General features: G+C 36.0%; 20 protein-coding genes. 16 read left to right on the forward strand and 4 right to left on the reverse strand.

All coding sequences use genetic code 11. The annotated features are described in order from the left end of the window. Positions 1-7: 7 nt before the first annotated feature. Genes H7A25_10725 through H7A25_10750 form a run of 6 tightly spaced genes read left to right on the forward strand, consistent with a single transcriptional unit; the run spans position 8 to position 5,137 of the window. Complete coding sequence (locus tag H7A25_10725) at positions 8-370, forward strand: response regulator (protein ID MCP5500368.1); 363 nt, start codon at positions 8-10, stop codon at positions 368-370. A 2-nt stretch (positions 371-372) separates the two neighbouring features. Next, entirely contained in the window at positions 373-1,632 is a 1,260-nt protein-coding gene (locus H7A25_10730) for a hypothetical protein (protein MCP5500369.1), read from the forward strand. Positions 1,633-1,686: 54 nt separating this feature from the next. After that, positions 1,687-2,346: a flagellar basal body L-ring protein FlgH gene (locus tag H7A25_10735; GenBank protein ID MCP5500370.1), complete on the forward strand. Its 660-nt coding sequence runs from the start codon at positions 1,687-1,689 to the stop codon at positions 2,344-2,346. Continuing rightward, positions 2,343-3,392 carry a flagellar basal body P-ring protein FlgI gene (locus tag H7A25_10740; GenBank protein MCP5500371.1) on the forward strand — a complete coding sequence of 350 codons (1,050 nt, stop codon included), beginning with the start codon at positions 2,343-2,345 and terminating at the stop codon, positions 3,390-3,392. The genes H7A25_10735 and H7A25_10740 overlap by 4 nt, the downstream gene beginning before the upstream one ends. Continuing rightward, positions 3,389-3,856, forward strand: a complete 468-nt coding sequence (locus tag H7A25_10745) for a rod-binding protein (protein MCP5500372.1) — start codon at positions 3,389-3,391, stop codon at positions 3,854-3,856. Before H7A25_10740 ends, H7A25_10745 begins: the two co-directional genes overlap by 4 nt. A 15-nt stretch (positions 3,857-3,871) precedes the next feature. Next, complete coding sequence (locus H7A25_10750; GenBank protein MCP5500373.1) at positions 3,872-5,137, forward strand: diguanylate cyclase; 1,266 nt, start codon at positions 3,872-3,874, stop codon at positions 5,135-5,137. Here the strand turns inward: H7A25_10750 and queF are convergent. Together queF and H7A25_10760 are read right to left on the reverse strand one after the other, a co-directional pair. Next, positions 5,134-5,535, reverse strand: coding sequence for an NADPH-dependent 7-cyano-7-deazaguanine reductase QueF (gene queF, locus H7A25_10755; GenBank protein ID MCP5500374.1), 402 nt, complete (start codon positions 5,533-5,535; stop codon positions 5,134-5,136). The genes H7A25_10750 and queF overlap by 4 nt on opposite strands. A 42-nt stretch (positions 5,536-5,577) precedes the next feature. Next, positions 5,578-6,612, reverse strand: coding sequence for a saccharopine dehydrogenase NADP-binding domain-containing protein (locus H7A25_10760; GenBank protein MCP5500375.1), 1,035 nt, complete (start codon positions 6,610-6,612; stop codon positions 5,578-5,580). 189 nt (positions 6,613-6,801) lie between these two features. Here H7A25_10760 and H7A25_10765 point away from each other — a divergent pair, with 189 nt between their 5' ends. The 8 genes from H7A25_10765 to H7A25_10800 all read left to right on the forward strand — a co-directional run bounded on the left by H7A25_10765 (position 6,802) and on the right by H7A25_10800 (position 13,338). Continuing rightward, positions 6,802-7,464, forward strand: coding sequence for a Uma2 family endonuclease (locus H7A25_10765; protein ID MCP5500376.1), 663 nt, complete (start codon positions 6,802-6,804; stop codon positions 7,462-7,464). Positions 7,465-7,752: 288 nt separating this feature from the next. Continuing rightward, positions 7,753-8,760, forward strand: a complete 1,008-nt coding sequence (gap, locus tag H7A25_10770; GenBank protein ID MCP5500377.1) for a type I glyceraldehyde-3-phosphate dehydrogenase — start codon at positions 7,753-7,755, stop codon at positions 8,758-8,760. 8 nt (positions 8,761-8,768) lie between these two features. Beyond that, a complete protein-coding gene (locus tag H7A25_10775; protein MCP5500378.1) occupies positions 8,769-9,962 on the forward strand; it encodes a phosphoglycerate kinase in 1,194 nt (397 codons plus the stop codon). Next, on the forward strand, positions 9,962-10,708 hold the full coding sequence (locus H7A25_10780; GenBank protein MCP5500379.1) for a triose-phosphate isomerase: 747 nt from the start codon (positions 9,962-9,964) through the stop codon (positions 10,706-10,708). The genes H7A25_10775 and H7A25_10780 overlap by 1 nt, the downstream gene beginning before the upstream one ends. 38 nt (positions 10,709-10,746) lie before the next feature. Then, the gene (gene secG / locus H7A25_10785; GenBank protein MCP5500380.1) at positions 10,747-11,133 is read left to right on the forward strand and encodes a preprotein translocase subunit SecG; all 387 of its coding nucleotides are present in this window, start codon (positions 10,747-10,749) and stop codon (positions 11,131-11,133) included. A 163-nt stretch (positions 11,134-11,296) separates the two neighbouring features. Then, positions 11,297-12,484, forward strand: coding sequence for a pyridoxal phosphate-dependent aminotransferase (locus tag H7A25_10790; protein ID MCP5500381.1), 1,188 nt, complete (start codon positions 11,297-11,299; stop codon positions 12,482-12,484). Beyond that, positions 12,459-13,091 (forward strand): hypothetical protein, encoded by a 633-nt coding sequence (locus tag H7A25_10795; protein MCP5500382.1) that lies wholly within the window; start codon positions 12,459-12,461, stop codon positions 13,089-13,091. The genes H7A25_10790 and H7A25_10795 overlap by 26 nt, the downstream gene beginning before the upstream one ends. Before the next feature lie 22 nt (positions 13,092-13,113). Then, positions 13,114-13,338, forward strand: a complete 225-nt coding sequence (locus H7A25_10800; GenBank protein MCP5500383.1) for a hypothetical protein — start codon at positions 13,114-13,116, stop codon at positions 13,336-13,338. Here the strand turns inward: H7A25_10800 and H7A25_10805 are convergent. Both H7A25_10805 and H7A25_10810 read right to left on the reverse strand, forming a co-directional pair. After that, positions 13,327-15,672 (reverse strand): hypothetical protein, encoded by a 2,346-nt coding sequence (locus tag H7A25_10805; GenBank protein ID MCP5500384.1) that lies wholly within the window; start codon positions 15,670-15,672, stop codon positions 13,327-13,329. The two genes, H7A25_10800 and H7A25_10805, sit on opposite strands and share 12 nt — an antisense overlap. A 76-nt stretch (positions 15,673-15,748) precedes the next feature. After that, the gene (locus tag H7A25_10810) at positions 15,749-16,720 is read right to left on the reverse strand and encodes a PrsW family intramembrane metalloprotease (protein MCP5500385.1); all 972 of its coding nucleotides are present in this window, start codon (positions 16,718-16,720) and stop codon (positions 15,749-15,751) included. Between the two features lie 188 nt (positions 16,721-16,908). Here H7A25_10810 and H7A25_10815 point away from each other — a divergent pair, with 188 nt between their 5' ends. Together H7A25_10815 and H7A25_10820 are read left to right on the forward strand one after the other, a co-directional pair. Beyond that, on the forward strand, positions 16,909-17,271 hold the full coding sequence (locus H7A25_10815; GenBank protein MCP5500386.1) for a PilZ domain-containing protein: 363 nt from the start codon (positions 16,909-16,911) through the stop codon (positions 17,269-17,271). A gap of 9 nt (positions 17,272-17,280) precedes the next feature. Continuing rightward, positions 17,281-18,501, forward strand: coding sequence for a hypothetical protein (locus H7A25_10820; protein MCP5500387.1), 1,221 nt, complete (start codon positions 17,281-17,283; stop codon positions 18,499-18,501). Positions 18,502-18,629 lie beyond the last annotated feature (128 nt).

An 18,629-nucleotide genomic window follows, 5' to 3' on the forward strand; every position in this document is an offset into this window, starting at 1 on the left:
TTAATATATGGAAAAGAAAAAAGTGTTATTTGTGGATGATTCGGGAACAATGAGGACAATAGTTGCTCAAACCCTTGAAATGGCGGAATTTACCGTACTCAAAGCCGGAGATGGAAAAGAAGGACTTTCCTGTTTTACAGCACAAAAACCGGATATAGTCATAACCGATGTTAATATGCCGGAAATGGATGGCATCACTTTTATTAAGGAACTCAGAAAATTAGATCCGGAGATTCCTATCCTTGTGCTTACCACTGAATCCAAAGATTCTCTAAAGGATGAGGCATTTTCTAGCGGTGCTAATGGCTGGATAGTAAAACCTTTTCGACCAGCACAAATTATTTCAATGATAAAGGATATCCTGGACTGAGAATGTTTAGAGAAATCACAAAAAAGACAATTGATATTTTGATTTATATTTCTCAACCTGAAGAGTTGTCTTTATGTGAAGAAAGATTAAAAAATTATAGTGTAATATCCACCAATAACCTGGAATCAGCAATAAAGTTGCTTGTAGAATATGAGCCCAAAGTAGCTTTACTCGAATCATTTTCCAAAAGCTTTGATATCGAATTTTTAAAAGGCTTACAAAGAATTAAGTCCAATACTATAGTCATAAAAATCGTTAAAGAAGTTGAAGATTATATCTTATATCAAAAAGCATTTAATTTCATTTACGACTATATAAAAAAACCAATTAAAATAGAAGTCTTACAGGACTCAGTTGAAAAAGCTTTACGATTTTTAGATTATAGGGTAAGTAATACCGATTCCCTTCTTTCCGAATTTGATGGACTTAAAAAAAAAGAATACGAATTCCTGCTCAGGAAAGAAGAAGAAAGATTAAAAGAAAAGCAAAAGACAGGTCGCAATATTATTGAAACCATAGTTCATTCTATATACCAGGGAATGGGAGTCGGAAATCTGGTAAGTCTTGTAGATTTTCTGCAAATGTTTATGATAGAGGATGGGGAATACACGAAAGTCCAAACAGAAATACTCAAATCTATTATTTCCAATGCCGAGCCATTGCAGTTAATGAAGGAACGAATGGACTATATGATGGAATTAATGGATAGAAACTTCGAAATTCAAACTATTGATTCAAATGAACTAAATCATTGTATCCACAAAAGTATCGAAGAAATTGAAAGTATACGGCAAATTAAAAATCAGGAAATAATCTTAGGACCGCCGGTAGAAGGAAAACAAATAAAATCCAATTTACATTTCTTAAAGATAAGCTTCAAAGAACTATTGACAAATGCACTCAAATATTCTCCCGAAAAATCAAAAATTCAATTCAGGCAATTCTTATCTCCCGAAGGCCTTTCTATAACCATATTAAACTCCCTTCAAAAAATAACTATTGGTATTCAAGGAGTTCCTTCCGAAGCAGAATTTTCTGTTTTTGAACCATTTTATAAATTAAATAATATGTATGATGAAAGATACTTTCGGGAAGAGCTGGGGTTTGGAATCGGTCTTACCATTATTAAGAATGGTTTGCGAAGTCTGGGTGGAAGAATAAAACTTTATAATGTAATTGATTCATCAACATCCAGCGAATTGGAAAAGAAAGTAGCTGCTCATATTGTGCTTCCCCTTTTTCAGACAACATCGGCTATTTAAATTCAGGCAAATTAAACTAATTTCTTAAACGAATCATACGATACTATTAATATCATGCGACTAAAGCAATTTTTATTCCTTACATTCTTTCTATCCCTGTTTTCAGGTGTCCTGACACAATCAATCTTTACAGATACCAACCCTTATTCCAGCGGACAAAATGTTCCTGTTGGAACTCCGATAAAAGTCCTTATTACAGATAATATTAAGGCTGAGTATTTTTTTGAATCCCAGAGAGACGAAAACCATTCCATAAAGAGCACGCCCGATAAAAAATACGTGCCTGAAATAAAAGGTTTTTATTCCGATAGAAGCGTGGTTCAAAAAGATAATGGCCTCACCAAATCCAAAAATAAGTTTATTGGTAGCCTTTCCGTTCTGGTCACGGCCAGAGACCCCAAAACCGGGGTGTTAAACATAGCAGGAAATAAGATAAGTCAATTTGATAACCAGATTTATGAAATTCGTCTTTCCGGTTTAATCGCCCCTGACGATTTAAAGAATCATAGATCTATTGAATCAGACTCTATTGCGAATCTAAAAATTGAACTCATATCAAATCCAACGAAAAGAAATCTTCAGGATCCAGATATTAAAATGAAAACCTATCCAGGAAGAAATGGTGAGACAATTCCCAGGGCAGAGCTTTCTGAATCCGAAAAGCAACAGATTATTTTACAATATATGAAGCGAATGCTGGGAGAAAGTAAATGAAATATAAAATTATAACCCTTCTTTTGGTATGCTTTTCTTTACCGGGTTTTGCTCTCGAGGTTTTCTTGAAAGATATTGCCTCCATTGAAGGCATCCGAGAAAACCATTTGAGCGGATACGGAATCGTAGTGGGTCTTGGTGGCACCGGTGATACGAAAAGCAATGTCACCTCAGAGAGCATGAAAAATTATTTAAAGAACCTGGGAGTTAGTTCAGCCGGCAAAAATGCTCAGTATCGAAATATCGCCTCAGTTCTCGTAACAGCCAGCATTCCTTCTTATGGAAAAGCCGGGGACCGAGTAGATGTAACCATTTCTTCCATCGGAGATGCAAAATCTCTGGAAGGTGGTGTCCTTTTGCAAACTCCCTTAAAATCCATAAATGGTGAAACCTATGCGGTAGCTTCCGGCAATATAGCCATTGGAGGTAAAGACTCAGGTGAAAGGAGTTCTCTATCCAGGAAGCAAAAGAACACAGTAGGAATCATTAATCGTGGCGGAATTATTGAAAAAGAGTTAAAATCCGACTTCTTTCAGCAAAAAATTTTCAGAATAAGGTTGAAAGATCAGGATTTCGGTACCCTGAACCAGCTAAAAGAAAGATTTGATTCTAACTTTCAGGTAAAATCTAAAGCAGTCTCTCCTTCAGAATTAGAGATTGAGATTCCGGAATCTCGTAAAGAAAATCCGCTTGCATTTTTAGCGGACTTAGAAAAGATCAAAGTAAAAACAAGTTCAAAAGCAAGAGTTGTCATCAACGAAAGAACAGGTGTTATTGTTATGGGTGGAAATATTGGACTTGAAGAAGTTGCCATAGCACGGCAGGGGATGAATATTAAAGTCCAGAAAAGCCCTTATCCCCTTTACCTGGGAGAAGATGAAAAAAAGGAAAAGAAACCTGAGATTCAAAAAATTGAAGAAGCAACTACTGTTTCAGATGTAGTAGATGCTTTAAATAAATTAGGTTTATCTACTAAAGATATAATTGCAATACTAGAAGCTTTAAAAACAGCAGGAGCTCTTCACGCAGAGGTAATGATACAATGAATCCTATTTCAGACTATACGGATAGACTAAACATTTTAAATCCCAAAGAACTAGAAAGATTTGAAAAAGCGAAAGCTGATTTAGAAAAATACAGCGGTTCTTCTCAATCTTTTGAAAAACTACTCAGAGAAGAGGTAAATAAGAAGATTGAAGGTAAAGTCCCCTCTTCTTCTGTATCAATTCCAAAAAACATTAAAGATGAAGTGAAAACTGATCCTTATAAAAAGAAACTTTATAATGCAAGTGTTGAGTTTGAATCTATATTTGTTAAAATGATGCTAAGTCAGATGAAAAAAAGTGTTAATAAATCCGGTCTTATTTCCGGAGGACATGCCGAGGAAATTTTTGAAGATATGCTGTATGATGAATACGCTAAAAAGATTTCTCAGAGCGAAAATCTGGGACTCGCTGAGCAAATTTATACTTCACTCTCTGCTTCATTACCTGATTCTAAAAAACAATAATCTTTTCTTTCTCTGATGAAAAAATTAGAGATAAGTGTTCTATTTGTCGAGGATGAACCATTAGTAAGAGAAGTAACAAACCGTATCTTACAAAAGATGGTATCAACGGTTTATATCGCTTCCGATGGACTGGAAGGTTTAGAAAGCTTTAAAAAAAATCAACCCGATGTCCTTTTAACTGATATAAATCTTCCTAATATGGATGGTTTAACACTCGGCAAATTAGCCATGGCTAAAAATAAAGATGTCCAGGTTATCATTATAACTGCACATACCGATACCGAATATCTTCTCGACGCCATCAAAACAAGAGTTCATGCCTTCATTGTAAAGCCTCTGGATAAAGATTTCCTATATTCCCTTTTAGCAAAACTTACAAGAGAACTACGTCTAAAAAAAGAGGTTCAGAAACATACCATCCGAATGCAAACTCTTCTGGATTTTCAGGCGGATATGTTGATAATGACAGATGGAAGAGATATTTATGAAGCAAATAAAAAATTTCTTTATTTCTTCAACTGTTCAAATCTGGAAGATTTTAAAAATAAACACCAGTATTTACCACAAGTTTTTTCTCAGGAAGAAGGTTATGTATTTAGTGAAGATTGCAGTAATAACTGGCTAAACACACTCAATGAAAATCCACCTTCTCAGAACAAGGTAAAAATCTTCGATAAAAGAACAGAAGATTATAAGACTTTTCTAATTAAATACAACAAAATACCTTATGAAGATAACTATATTATCTCATTCGTTGATATTACTGAATTAGATAAACAAACAGCAAGCCTTGAAAAAGAAGCGAATATGGATCAATTAACCCGTATCTATAATCGAAGAAAATTCAATGAAGTTATATCCGAATTAATTAAAGAAGCTCAGAATGGGATTTCTTTATCTCTGATTATCTTTGATATAGATCATTTTAAGCAAATAAATGATACATACGGTCACGATAAAGGTGATGAAGTATTAATCGAACTTTCAAGAATCATAAAAGCAAAGATACGTTCTTCCGATACCTTTTGTCGCTGGGGAGGAGAAGAGTTTATTATTCTTTGTAGTAAAACTTCTCTGGAAGGAGCTGAGAACCTGGCAGAAAAGATTCGTATATTAGTAAGTAATCATAATTTTCCCATTACCCGAAATGTTACAATTAGCCTCGGTATTTCAGAATATCATAATGGTGAAAGTAGTACAGAGCTAATGTCTCGAGCTGATAAAGCCCTTTATAGAGCCAAATCAAACGGAAGAAACAGGCTTGAAATCGGAGAACTTTAACTCTTTTTTATATATTCTCTACTAACAAGTGTTTTTACTCCACCCCTGATATTGTAATCCCCTACTACTTTTAAGTACAAAGGATCTATATGTTTAATAAAATCCTCACAAACTTTATTCACTACATTTTCATGAAATATCCCGATATTACGAAAAAAGAAAAAATATTCTTTCAAAGACTTTAGTTCAGCACAAATCTTATTTGGTTTATAGCTAATATCAATCCTTCCAAAATCAGGAAGACCCGTCTTGGGACAAATTGCCGTAAACTCAGGAATACTAAACTCGATTAAATAATCTCTTCCTGCGTATACATTTTCAAATGCTTCAATTACCGGAGTCATTAACTCAGGTATATGACTCTGCAAACCTTCATAGCTGGATTGTTCTTCTATCATAAATCTAAACCTTTCATTCGAATATTAGATGATACCTATTATCTAAATCATTATTTTTGTACCCGGTATTCTGTCCAATAATTCAGAACCTAAAAGCATAGATGGAGTACAAAAACCTGTCCTTACTTTTCCATTTAAAATTTCTTCAATGATTATAAGAGATGCATCCACCGTTAAACGATAACCTTCTCTAGTTTCATATTGCAGCATTAAAACTTCACCATTACTATTTTCAATTTCACCCCAGATGAAAGATCTTCCTTCCTCTCTTTTTTGTTTATTCGGACCTTCTATCATTATATCCACTATAGAACCGGTTGCCTGCAATACAGGTTCCAATTTTAAAAGAGAAGTAAAGGGTGCAAAAAAACTAATGAAGTTAGCTGCTGCTTCAGGAATAGAAAAGAATACACTAATATTCTCAATTCCAGTAGAATAATAGGCAGTAAAAACGTCACCCCAGGGAATGGCAAAAAAACTATGTTCCTGTCCCTGTATTCTTACCCTTTTTTTCACAGATAATTGAGGAATAATTTCCAGTCTTCCGTTCCTGCGAATCATAGAACCATTAGGAATTTGCTTTAACATACTTTTCAGGGTTCCTCGACTGATGTCACTCAAACCAAAAAAACCAAGTCTCAAAGTTCTACCTTCCGGCATGGCTTCTTTTAACTTCTTAGCAAGACAATCGGTTGGAACTATATCAAAGCCTACTCCGGGTAAAAGCATTACATCGTTTATTTTTGCTTTTTCATCTAATCCTTGAAGATGTTGAAAAACCGGAATTTCTCCCGTAATATCAAGGTAATGAACCCGACTTGATATGCAGGCTGCTGCCATGACCTGACTCGTTTCAATGAAGGGGCCGGCACAATGGAGAACAAAAAAAATATCTTTGATGTTATCACTAACTTCTTTTATATCCGAAATAGGAAAAACTCTAGATTCAAATCCTAACTCACCGGCAAGTTTTTCAACTTTTGCCCGATTTCGTCCTGCAAGAATCGGTTTTAAGCCTAATTTTTTAGACTCTCTGGCGATTAACTCCCCGGTATAACCATTCGCTCCATAAATCATCCATTGCTTTTCCAATTCATATCCTCCAGTTTCCTTCATTTTTTTTTATACTTGCAATGAAAGCAAGTAATTAAGCAAGTCAGGAAAGCCTATACTTTTTCCGATCTACCAGTCCACAGAGATTCGGAAAGAAGACGTAGAGGTCAAAATTACTTGACAGCTTTTTCCAAATACTTAAATTTTGTTTCTATGTCAGCTGAACTAATCAGGCCATTCGAGCCGGAAGAGCTTTTAGGAGGGAGAAACTGGGCTTTCTTCGAGGGAAAGCTTATCTTTTTTGATGAGGCATCAAAACAGTACCTAATGGCCGAGATTCAGGAGGGAAAACAATATAGCTTCGAGGATTATATGAGCCTACCGGAAGGTGCACCCTTCCAACTCATCGAGGGAGAACTTATCTTTATGGCAGCACCGGAAATTAAACATCAGAGAATATCCAGAACTATTGTCTATGCAATTCAAACCTATTTGTTAAAAAATAACTTAGGTGAGCTGCTCTACTCCCCTGTAGACGTGAAGTTAGACGAGAAGACTGTAGTACAGCCCGACATCGTTTTTGTTTCTATCAAGCGTTCCTCAATCATTGACAGGCTCATTCATGGGGCTCCTGACTTCGTAGTGGAAATTCTCTCCAAAGGCAATGTTGCAACAGACAGGAAAAAGAAGATGAAGCTCTACGGAACCTTCGGTGTTACCGAATACTGGATTGTAAACCCCATGCAGGAAAACATCGAAGTCTACCATAATCGCATGGGCATTATGTTCAAAACAAAAACTCTCGATAAAACAGGAACCATACACTCCAAAGCCATAGAAGGATTCTCCCTTAAGGTAAGCGAGATTTTTCCTTAAATCGTGGGTTAAGGAAACCTGTATAAACTTCGTATTGAACCTTTATTTGCCAGTGATTTTTAGCCGCATATACTAAAACACTTTCTATAGGAAAGTGTTGCCTGCTCACTTCTCCTTCCAATAATTGATAGAGCTTCTAACTGATATTTTTTATAAAAACAATCGTGTTTTTTCTAAAAAATGTTCTTTATCGTCTGGATAGGTAAAATAGGATGTGACTTAAGTTATAAATTATTATAATCAACTCCTGTCTCAATGGCGGGGTGTTAAATTTAGGAGAATACCTGCATGACTAAAATTGCAATTAATGGATTTGGTAGAATTGGAAGACTGGTTCTCAGAGCCGGATTGTCAGACCCTAACCTGGAATTTGTAGCGATTAATGACCTCGTTCCATCCGATAACCTGGCCTATCTATTCAAATATGATTCTACTCACGGTAAATTCAATGGAACAGTAGAACATGATGCCGACAACCTCATTATAAATGGAAAAAAAGTAAAATGCTTCGCAGAAAGAGACCCTGAAAAACTCCCCTGGAAAGAATTGGGAGTCGACTTTGTAATCGAATCTACCGGGCTTTTCACTACCCGCGAAGGTTCTCAAAAGCATCTAAATGCCGGAGCTAAAAAAGTAGTAATCTCCGCACCTGCTAAAGATGCCGATATTCCCACTTTCGTAATGGGAGTAAACCATGAAAAATACAATCCGTCTAAAGACAATATTGTTTCCAATGCTTCCTGCACAACCAACTGTCTGGCCCCCATCGTCAAAGTAATTCTTGATAATTTTGGAATCGAAGAAGGTTTAATGACAACCGTTCATGCGATGACCGCAACTCAGCCTACTGTTGACGGTCCTTCTAAAAAAGATTTTCGTGGTGGCCGCGGTGCAGCTCAAAACATCATTCCTGCCTCAACCGGTGCCGCAAAAGCTGTTTCTCTTTGTATTCCGGAAGTAGCCGGAAAACTTACCGGTATGGCTTTCCGCGTTCCAACTCCCGACGTTTCTGTTGTTGACCTGACAGTAAAAACAAGCAAAGAAACCAGTATGGATGAAATCAAGAAAGCTATGAAAACAGCTTCTGAAGGTGCTTTAAAAGGTATTTTAGGATATACTGAAGAAGAAGTGGTTTCTACAGACTTTACCGGTTCTGCACTTTCTTCCATTTTTGACTCCGGTGCCTGCATCGGTTTAAATTCCAAATTCTTCAAACTGGTCTCCTGGTATGACAATGAAATGGGATATTCTAACAGAGTAGTTGACTTAATCAGGTATATGGCTTCTAAAGGTTAATTTAGAGTATGAAATTACCCAGAATAGAAACCTTAGATGTAAAAGATAAAAGAGTCCTCCTTCGGGTGGACTTTAATGTTCCACTTCAGGACGGGAAAGTTAGCGATGATACCAGAATTCGTAAAACACTTCCTACGATAGAACTTCTGGTGAATCGTGGTGCCAGGTTAATCATCACTACGCACCTCGGTAGACCGGATGGACAGGCGAATCCCAAGTATTCTTTAAAACCGGTCAAAGATAAGTTTGCCGAGATTATAGGAAAAGAAGTTAAGTTTTCAGAAAAAGCGATAGGCGATGAAGTTGTAAAAATGACGGAAGAACTCGCTGAAGGTGAGATTCTCATGTTAGAAAATATTCGCTTTTATCCCGAAGAAGAAAAGAACGACCCCGAATTTTCCAAAGCTTTGAGTAAACTGGCAGATATTTATATTAATGATGCTTTTGGAACTGCTCACAGGGCCCATGCTTCTACAGAAGGTGTAGCCAATTATCTACCTGCTTATGCAGGAACTCTGATGTACAGAGAAATTGAAGTACTCACCGACATAGTAAGTAAACCGGACAAACCTTTTGTAGCCATTATCGGTGGTGCCAAGGTTTCTTCCAAAATCAAAATCCTGAATAACCTGATGAATAAAGTCGACCACATGCTTATCGGTGGAGGCATGGCTTATACCTTCCTGAAATCACGTGCGGTACCTATTGGTTCTTCTCTGTTTGAAAAGGATTTTGAAGTACAGGCTTACCAGATTATGGACAAGGCTTCCTATGCCAATATTGATTTCCAATTACCTGTTGATCATGTTATCGCAGACAGCTTTTCCGAAAAAGCTAAAACGAAAAACGTGGATAAAATGGGGATTATTGATGGTTGGATGGGTATGGATATAGGCCCTAAAACCATAGCAAATTTTGAAAAAATCATAAAAAGCGCCGGAACCGTTTTTTGGAATGGACCCATGGGTGTTTTTGAAATGGATAAGTTTGCAAATGGAACCGTTCAAATTGCTAAAATTCTTGCCAAATGTGACGCAAAAACTGTTGTAGGTGGCGGAGATTCAATCGCTGCTATTAATAAAGCCGGTGTCGAAGATAAAATCACCCACATTTCAACAGGTGGTGGTGCTTCTCTTGAATTTATGGAAGGAAGAATTTTGCCGGGTGTGGCAGCCATCCTAAAACATGCAGGAGTAGAATAATGCGTAAAGTAATTATTGCAGGAAACTGGAAAATGAATCTCGGGCTGAAACAGGCCCGTGAGCTAGCTGAAGGGATTAGTTCCGGACTTTCCCAGGCCTCTCCCGATAGAGAAATCATGGTTTTTCCTTCAGCCGTTCATATACCGGTTGTAGCTGACATCTTGAAAGATACCAGGGTGATTCTGGGAGCTCAGAATATTTATCCATCAGCTCCCGCTGCCTTTACCGGTGAAAACTCTGTAGAACAAATGAGAGACTTCGGTGTTACCCATATACTAATTGGACACTCCGAAAGAAGACAATTCATAAAAGAAACGGACGCATTCTTGAATCAAAAAGTTCATTTTGTTTTAGAGCATCAAATGATACCGGTACTTTGCATTGGAGAAACCCTCGAAGAAAGGGAGAGTAATAAAACTCTAGAGGTTATAAAAACTCAACTTTTAGGTGGCCTTAAAGATGTAAATAAAGGAAATGTCTCTAAAATTATCCTTGCATATGAACCCGTATGGGCTATTGGAACCGGAAAAGTAGCCACACCTGAACAAGCACAGGAAGTTCATCTTGCAATAAGAAAAGAGCTTGAAGGTTTATACGGTTCACAGATTAGTGACAGTATATCCATATTGTACGGTGGTTCTGTAAAACCGGACAATATAAAATCTTTATTAGATATGCCTGACATTGATGGAGCTCTTGTGGGAGGAGCCAGCCAAAAAGCTGATTCCTACATGGCTTTACTTTAGGCATTCTATCTAAATCTAATAATCGAAAAGGTCAAGGTATGGGTTTTTTAACAGGTTTGGTGCTTTCTTTATTTATTTTTTCAGCAGTGATTCTGATTCTTTTAGTCACTTTCTTCCAGACAAAAGGTGGAGGAATGGGGGGTTTGATGGGCGGAGGAGCCAGTCAGACTCCTTTTGGTTCATCAAGTGCAGATGTACTAACTAAAGTAACCAGGTACACTGCTCTTTCTTTTATTCTTCTTTCTTTGCTTCTTTCTTTTTTGTTTGCCAGTAAACAGGATAAACTTATTCCACCGGAAGGTAAATTGATACCTGATAAAACGGCTCCGTCCATGAGCAATACACCAAAGAACGAAAATACAGAAACTAAAAAGCCGGATGCTGAAACACCAAAAAAAGAAACAATCCCGGTTGAAAAAAAATAAATATTTAATACCAAATAAAAAGAGTGGGTAAAAGCTCACTTCTTTTTATTTGTTACTACAGTAGCTTTAAGGTTAAATTTCTGTAGTTCGATAATTAATTGTAGCCTGTGTAGATGGTCATTTTAAATTTACATAGATGCTTTTCAATAAAAAGCGAGCGATAATGACATATATATCGGGAAAATTCGAATCCTATAGGGGAATAAACCTTCTAGCTAAGAAAATTAGTGAGATAAAAAAAAAGGGAATTCCTTATTTAGATCTAACTGTTTCGAACCCCACTATTGCCGGTTTAAGCTATCCGGAAAACGAAATCAAATTTGCATTAACAAGAAACGAAATTTTTAAGTACTATCCAAGTCCTAAAGGACTTATTTCGGCTCGAAATGCAATCTCTAAGTATTACTCAGAAAGAGGAAAAGAAGTTCAACCGGCTAATCTCTATCTTACAGCCGGAACCTCTGAGGCTGTAAGTCATCTTATTAAACTTTTTTGCAATGTTGGAGACGAAATTTTAATCCAGGCACCGGGGTATCCTCTTTATGATTTTATTGCTAATCTCGAAAGTGTAGTAGCCATTAAATATCATTTAAAACGAAAAGAGCTTAGTCCCAACAGCTTTTCTTATTCCTTTGACTTTGATGAGTTAGAGGCGAAACGCAGTAAAAAAACAAAAATTTGTATAGTCGTTCAACCGAATAACCCTATAGGAAAGAATCTTAATCAAAAAGAAGCAGATCGTATTCTTGAATTCTGTAAGAAATACAAAATTATACTTCTAATAGATGAAGTCTTTGCTGATTATACTTTTAATCATAAGTACATCCATTTCAATTCTCAGGATACACCGGTGATTACGATGAGTGGTTTTTCAAAAGTTTTAGGTCTCCCGCAGCTTAAACTCAGCTGGATGTATCTCGAAGGAAATAAAAAGTTTCAGGAAGAAGCCGGTCAGGCACTGGAAATTATTACAGATACATACCTATCTGTAAATACCCAGGTAATGGTTGGAGCTTCAGAACTTCTTTCTCTTCGTGAAAAAATACAGGACCAAATCTTGAGTCGAATCGAGCACAATTTAACTTTATTAGAAGAAATGATAAGAAATCAAAAGAACGTTTCCTATATCAAACCGGATGGAGGCTGGTATATCGTCTTATTTTTTCAAACGGATTTTACTGATGAAGAATTTTGTCTGAACTTACTTTCACAAAAATCAGTTTATGTTCATCCCGGTTATATGTTTGAATTTTCAAATGAAGGTTGCTATATTGTAATCAGTCTCATTACATCAACAGAAGTTTTTATTGAGGGGTTAAGAAGAATTGCCGAATTTATTGAAACATTATAAGCTTACTTTTTCTATATTTCTACTTTTTACATTTTCTCTTCTTGCATCAGATAAACTTCCCTCTTCCCTAAGTGAAAAAATTTGGGAAAATATTTACGCTGAGGATTGGAAAGAAGCAAGAAAAGTTATAATTGATAACTACAAGGAATATAGTGGAAATATAGATATTCTTTCTTTGTATGAAATTGTTTTAAACGGTCAGGGAAAAAAAGAAAACGCAGCCAAAATAAGAAAAAAGATATTGCGTATATGGAATGAAAAGCATAAAGATGAGTATGTTAAAGCGAATTATCCTCTCAATTTATCACATTATTTAAGACAGGCCGTAATTCATTCCCATTATCTAATCCTGGCTTCTGAATTTTTCCTTCCTTATCCGATTAACTCCTCCCGTGAAGGGTTTTATTATCATAAAATCATAGTTTATAACCGTAAAACGAGGAAAGCTGAACACCTTTATAAGTTAGAAAAATCCAAATTTACCGAGGAGAATTTCATTCTTTATGAGATTAATTCATCCGGCACCTCCAAGAAAATTCATTCTTATGGAAAAGAATTACCAGAAATTCAGGAAGAAGTAAAAAAAATTCTCGATATTATTAAGTAAGTTTATTATTTTGGGAAGTACTATGAAACAGGGCAGCATGTTAAAACGGAATATAGACTATATCGGACAACTGATTAAAGAAGGAAACCCTGCGGGTGGAATTTTACATCTCACGAGTGATGCTTTCAAGTATTTAGAAGACTCTTTACAAGGAAAGTCACTGGCACGGGAAGAAAGAGAAGTTTTCGATAATGAAATGAAACAAATTATAGATAGTCTTTACAGGTTAGAAAAACTAATTCCTTAAGCTATCCATTTTTGGAAGAGAGCGACTACGCAAATACCGCGAGTAATCTATTTCAATTGAGTTTATAATAAAATTGTAATATTTCTTTCCAAGTTCAGAAGATTCCATAGCCATTTCATACTTAAAAAATTCAACCAGTTGTGCTCTGATACTGGCAATTTTCAAATCCTGCTTACTCAAAACAATTATATCGGATTTATTTGCCGGTAGTATTTCTTTCGGAACTGAAATAACCGCTGAACTTAAAAGAATCACATTCTCAATCGTAGAAATTACCTTTTCATCATTTTTCATTTTTGAAAGATAGACAGAAGAAGCTTTAAATTGAGGTATATTAGCAGAGATTGTCTGTCTTAAACTTTTCCTATCATGAAATTTTTCTTGAATAGAACTATATTTCTTTTTAAAAAGTATCGCAGTACCGGTGTTCATAATCGCTTGCAAATTTTGCTTATCCGGACTGAGTCCCATTTCCTGAAAAATTTCAGCTCCCGTTTTCTTCTTCTTTCCTTTTATTAAAATAGAAAACATCCCACCTGTAAATATACTAATAATAAAACCCGCAAACAACAGGGCAGGAGAATCTGTTAAAACATAAAGAATCACAAAAACAACAAAACTTAAAACAAAGCCTCCTACTCCTGCTACCGGATTAAATCGGCCCAACATCTCTTCTTTCTTTTTTTTCTTTAGTAGAGCTTCTTCAGTTTGTGAGATTTTTGATTGTAATTCTTCTAATTCTTTTGGATCAATCAGACTATCAAGTCGTGGATGCCTGGCGGCTTTAAGCTGTTCTGCCAGTAAACGTGCAATTTTAAACTGCATATCATAAGATGAATTCTCAATAGAAAGTAGTTGAAGGTTATTTACTACAGCTGTCATATAGGCTGGGTCTACTACATAAGTATGTATCTTTCCATCATCCTTCTGTGTTTCATAGACAGCATATTTCGCACGTATGAGGCTCTTCGCTTTAATCCGAGTCCTGGCTTTTTGTTCCGCAGTTTCTATACGACCGGCCTCCGTTAGAGCGTTTAAATCAATAGGCATCAGGGTTAATTTTTCTTTTGTATAAGTTTGGATTTTTGTTTCCAATTGTTCTAAAAAGCGTTTTTGATTTTGTTCACCCTGTTTTTCCTGAATCGAACCGATCTCCGAAATCAGGGCCTTTAGCAAGCGAAGGCTATAAAAGCAGGTTTCCTGTAACTCTTTCATCATTTCGCTATGTCTTACGTCGAAAGGAAAATCTTCAATTATTGAGAATAATTCCTGCTCTCTCTCTTTCGTTGGTAAATCCAGAGGAGTTGTCTGTGGAGAAGGATAAGCGTGTACATAGTCCTGTACTCTCTTTTGTATCAAATGAAACCCACGTTCAGAAGAAATCTTTTTGAAGTAGTGAACACAATATTTTTCGAGAGAATAAAAATGCATTCGAATCTGTCTGTAAAGTTCTGGCTCACGAATAAAACTCCCATCCTTATCGAGGGCTGGTTGACTGTTTATAATATGATAATCAGGTAAGACTTCAAGGATTTTGTCGGACCGAAGCCCATATTCCATAAAATCATCCATAAAATCCTGTAAACGTATAGAAGGATAGGGTTTAAAACCGGGTTTGATTATCTCCTGTAAATAATAATCAACAGCTCCCAGTCTTGGATACAACCAGGGACCATACTTGGATTTTCTTACCAGAATATTCTCCAGTTTTCCTTCCGGAGATTCAAAACTTGTTTTTCCTTCAAGAATAGAATGAATAGCATCTAAAGAAAACAAGAAACAGGCCTTTCGGAAAACAGAGGTAGAAACTTCTTTTTCGATTTGAGGAGAAATAAGAACTACTTTCGATTCTATATAACCCTCATGTTGGAAGAGATAAGGATAAAGATAGCCAATCTTCTTGGCTCCTCCATTAAAAAAATCTATCATCTGCTTCAAAGCACTATCCAGATGAGTGGGAGTTTTTTCGGTCAAAGGTATCGAATTATTTTTGTTAAGAAGTTCAGAAAGTTTATCTATGGTTAAAAAATAGTGAGGATGCACTTTTTTACCGTGCATTTCTATTATTTTTTGCTGCCTCTGGAAAATTAAACGGAGTATTTCCTTCAATAAACTTGTTGTACGAGAAGTATGAGGTTGAAAAATAAGCCTTGTGGGATTTGTTTCCGGAAAATCTTTCGAAAATAACATTTTATCAGTTATTTCATTATCAATAGAGATGAGTTCAGCAGCAATTTGAAACTGATCGGACTTTAAAGGTGCATCATTCATACCAAAGTCTACATCTTGAGAAAAATCAAAACCTTCTGTTGAATTATTTCTGTCTTTGCTCATTCTACCTGTGCCCCAAAAAATCTTCCGAATAAAGTATTTCCATTCCTATCATTGCGGTCAATAGAAATTATATTTCTCATAATCTCACGTTTTCCGGTATTCTTTTTTTATTTTGGTAATAAGAAAACTCTAAAAGAAAAACCAGGCTCAAGGGAATAACCGTCAAAATAATTCCTCCCATAATCAGTTCATATACTTCATGCTTGCCAGAACCAATAAAAAGTAATACCCAGAAACTGAAACATAAAATGAAAATTGGTCGCGAAATCCAGATTTTCCACTTAGAAATAGAAACTTCTCCATTTGTTTCAGGTTCTCTCGTATGGTTTATATTTAGACCTGCTTCTTCAGAATGCAATCCCCATCTGCTTAAAGAAAGCTCCCTGCCCTTTTTTAATGTCTTGATTCCCACTACAATTAATAAAATTACGGTAGGCAACAGTAACAAAGCAAGATTCGTCCCTGACATGGCAAATGAATCATAAAGTCCATGAATCACAACAGCCAGAACAAAACCTAAAAGAATCTTTTTCTTTGTTTCCTGGTAAGATAAAGAAAATTTAGCTAATCCTACATAGTATCCCATAATTACACCCGTAAAGCAATGTAAGGGCATAGCTGTAACAGAACGCAATATACCGATACTCAATCCGCCCTCTAAGACATAGAAAATATTTTCAAACATAGCAAAACCAATCGCACTGGCACTCACATAAACAATACCATCATTCTCTTCATTGAAATCCGCCTGTTTCCAAATAAATAATAAAACTACAATTAATTTACTAAACTCTTCGATAGGAGCTATTTGAATAAATGATTTTACAAAAGCAGATGTTAAAGTTTTATTTCCATCGGTAAATATAGGGTGAAGAGATTCAAAAGCTACTTCTACAGCAATCGCCAGAAGCGTAGATAATGCTCCAAGGCTAACAGATTTTATGATTAGACCTATCGGTTCTTTCTCATTTCTGTCCATATAAAATATATAGTATAGAAGAATCAGACCCGGGAGTAAAGATGCGACTAAGAGAAGTAAAAGTTCCATTTTGTTTCCTTATATTTAGCTATAATCACAATCCAACACATTTCCTTAATTGCAAGCAAATCAACAGAGACTCAAAAGATAAAGGTAGAGTAAGGAAACTTATTTTCTAAAAACTAAAAGAATCTTATTGACAGTTTTTGAAAAACCCAAGGAACATTGATAAAAATCTATTTTAACGGGTGCATGCTTTGAAAGACAAACCTATTGAACACAGAAAAAGCCAGAGGTATCTTCTCGAAGATTTTGGAGAGGTGGTGATTCCCGAAACCGGTGAATATTTTGGTTGTTATATTTATAATTTTAGTACCGGTGGTCTCATGGTTTATTTGAACCACGACTTTAAAGAGGGTGAAGTCTTCCACATTAAATTCACAGTGGGAGAGAAAACTTTTGAAAGGGACTGCATTGTCCGTGCATGTCGAAACTTTACCCATAATCAGAAATATGTAATGCAAATAGGCAAAAGCCTGAATGTTTCTTTCCGAGTAAACGTTGAATTCAAAGAATCACTTTCTGATGAAGACGTCAAATACATAAATCAGAACCATTAGGAAGATACTATGAAAAGTGATATTAGAAAAATCTATCAATCCAGTAAAGATGTTGTTTTAACTACGAAATTAGGAACCCGTCAGGAACTCGAAACTGTAGTCGAAGGGGAAATGACGGAAGAAACAAAACGGTTTATCCGCCTTATGGAAGAAATCAACGGTCCCTTTGAACCGGAATATAGCTTCAGTGTGGTTAAAAACGTCTTAAGTTTTATAGATAAGTATTATTTCCGTGCTCGTTTTGTAGGAATCGATAAGGGCTTCCCGGAAAGAAACGATCCTTTACATCCGCTGATATACGCCAGTAACCATTCCGGAATGTCCTTTCCCTGGGATGGAATCATGATAGCCAGTAAAATGCTCAGGATAAACCAGATGAACTTCAGTAAATCGATTCGTCCTGTGGTAGCCCCTATGCTATCTCAATCTATCTATATGAATCCTTTTATGATTTCTGATTTCTGGAAACGTTTAGGTGGAGTCGATGCTACACTTGAGAACTTTGAGGCAATGATGCATTCCCCGGATGCAAACATTTTAATTTATCCGGAAGGAGTCCCCGGAATTGGAAAAGGTTTTGATAAACGATATCAACTCCAGAGAGTTTCTTCTTCTTTTATTCGTATGTCTCTCAAATTTGGTGTGGATATTGTTCCGGTTTCTACTATAAATGGAGAATTCTTAAACCCCTATAGTTATAAATCAGATCAGTTAAATAAAATTGTCAATCAGCTTAAAATCCCCTTCTTGCCCTTAGGACCGATTACTGCTATTGTTCCGTTTGCTCCCTGGGCTTTCTACTTTGCTCTACCGGCTAAACTGGTCTTCTGTATAGGTAAACCCATTAAAACCTATGAATTAGTTGATAAACCCTTCCATAAAATAAAAAAGAAAGATATTAACTATGTAAAAAGCATTGTTCAAAAAGAAATGCAAAGGGAAATTGAAGAAGGTCTGGAACTTTATGGTAAAGATCCATTTGAATGGGATGAATTAAGAGATCTTTGGGCAAATAATATGGATAAAATTCTCTATATCATGCCCTCCGGTTGGCCTACTCTTTTCTTGGAACATGATCGCCTATACAAGGAAAACAAGGGGAAAGAGTTTCAAATGGACTACAGCAATGGAGCTTTTATTGCTGCAAACTTTAAAAATCAGGATTCTATTCCTTTCAATATCCCGGTTGCCGGTTGGTTTATGCTACTAAAGAATAAAGGGATTATCTAATCCAGGAATTGTTTAGTACTGTTTCGAATATAAAACATGCGACCCGCCCGTGGGTCGCCTGCGATTCATTAAATACTCCCTATCTGTTTTTAGCAGATTCTATCTTACCTTAAAATAGAATATTTTTT

It is taken from the genome of Leptospiraceae bacterium, assembly GCA_024233835.1.
Lineage (GTDB): Bacteria > Spirochaetota > Leptospiria > Leptospirales > Leptospiraceae > JACKPC01.

Bases quoted from the DNA above. Each gene is read 5' to 3' on its own strand.
- H7A25_10725 (MCP5500368.1), top strand. From the start codon at position 8: ATGGAAAAGAAAAAAGTGTTATTTGTGGATGATTCGGGAACAATGAGG.
- H7A25_10730 (MCP5500369.1), top strand. From the start codon at position 373: ATGTTTAGAGAAATCACAAAAAAGACAATTGATATTTTGATTTATATT.
- H7A25_10735 (MCP5500370.1), top strand. From the start codon at position 1,687: ATGCGACTAAAGCAATTTTTATTCCTTACATTCTTTCTATCCCTGTTT.
- H7A25_10740 (MCP5500371.1), top strand. From the start codon at position 2,343: ATGAAATATAAAATTATAACCCTTCTTTTGGTATGCTTTTCTTTACCG.
- H7A25_10745 (MCP5500372.1), top strand. From the start codon at position 3,389: ATGAATCCTATTTCAGACTATACGGATAGACTAAACATTTTAAATCCC.
- H7A25_10750 (MCP5500373.1), top strand. From the start codon at position 3,872: ATGAAAAAATTAGAGATAAGTGTTCTATTTGTCGAGGATGAACCATTA.
- queF (MCP5500374.1), bottom strand. From the start codon at position 5,535: ATGATAGAAGAACAATCCAGCTATGAAGGTTTGCAGAGTCATATACCT.
- H7A25_10760 (MCP5500375.1), bottom strand. From the start codon at position 6,612: ATGATTTATGGAGCGAATGGTTATACCGGGGAGTTAATCGCCAGAGAG.
- H7A25_10765 (MCP5500376.1), top strand. From the start codon at position 6,802: ATGTCAGCTGAACTAATCAGGCCATTCGAGCCGGAAGAGCTTTTAGGA.
- gap (MCP5500377.1), top strand. From the start codon at position 7,753: ATGACTAAAATTGCAATTAATGGATTTGGTAGAATTGGAAGACTGGTT.
- H7A25_10775 (MCP5500378.1), top strand. From the start codon at position 8,769: ATGAAATTACCCAGAATAGAAACCTTAGATGTAAAAGATAAAAGAGTC.
- H7A25_10780 (MCP5500379.1), top strand. From the start codon at position 9,962: ATGCGTAAAGTAATTATTGCAGGAAACTGGAAAATGAATCTCGGGCTG.
- secG (MCP5500380.1), top strand. From the start codon at position 10,747: ATGGGTTTTTTAACAGGTTTGGTGCTTTCTTTATTTATTTTTTCAGCA.
- H7A25_10790 (MCP5500381.1), top strand. From the start codon at position 11,297: ATGACATATATATCGGGAAAATTCGAATCCTATAGGGGAATAAACCTT.
- H7A25_10800 (MCP5500383.1), top strand. From the start codon at position 13,114: ATGAAACAGGGCAGCATGTTAAAACGGAATATAGACTATATCGGACAA.
- H7A25_10805 (MCP5500384.1), bottom strand. From the start codon at position 15,672: ATGAGCAAAGACAGAAATAATTCAACAGAAGGTTTTGATTTTTCTCAA.
- H7A25_10810 (MCP5500385.1), bottom strand. From the start codon at position 16,720: ATGGAACTTTTACTTCTCTTAGTCGCATCTTTACTCCCGGGTCTGATT.
- H7A25_10820 (MCP5500387.1), top strand. From the start codon at position 17,281: ATGAAAAGTGATATTAGAAAAATCTATCAATCCAGTAAAGATGTTGTT.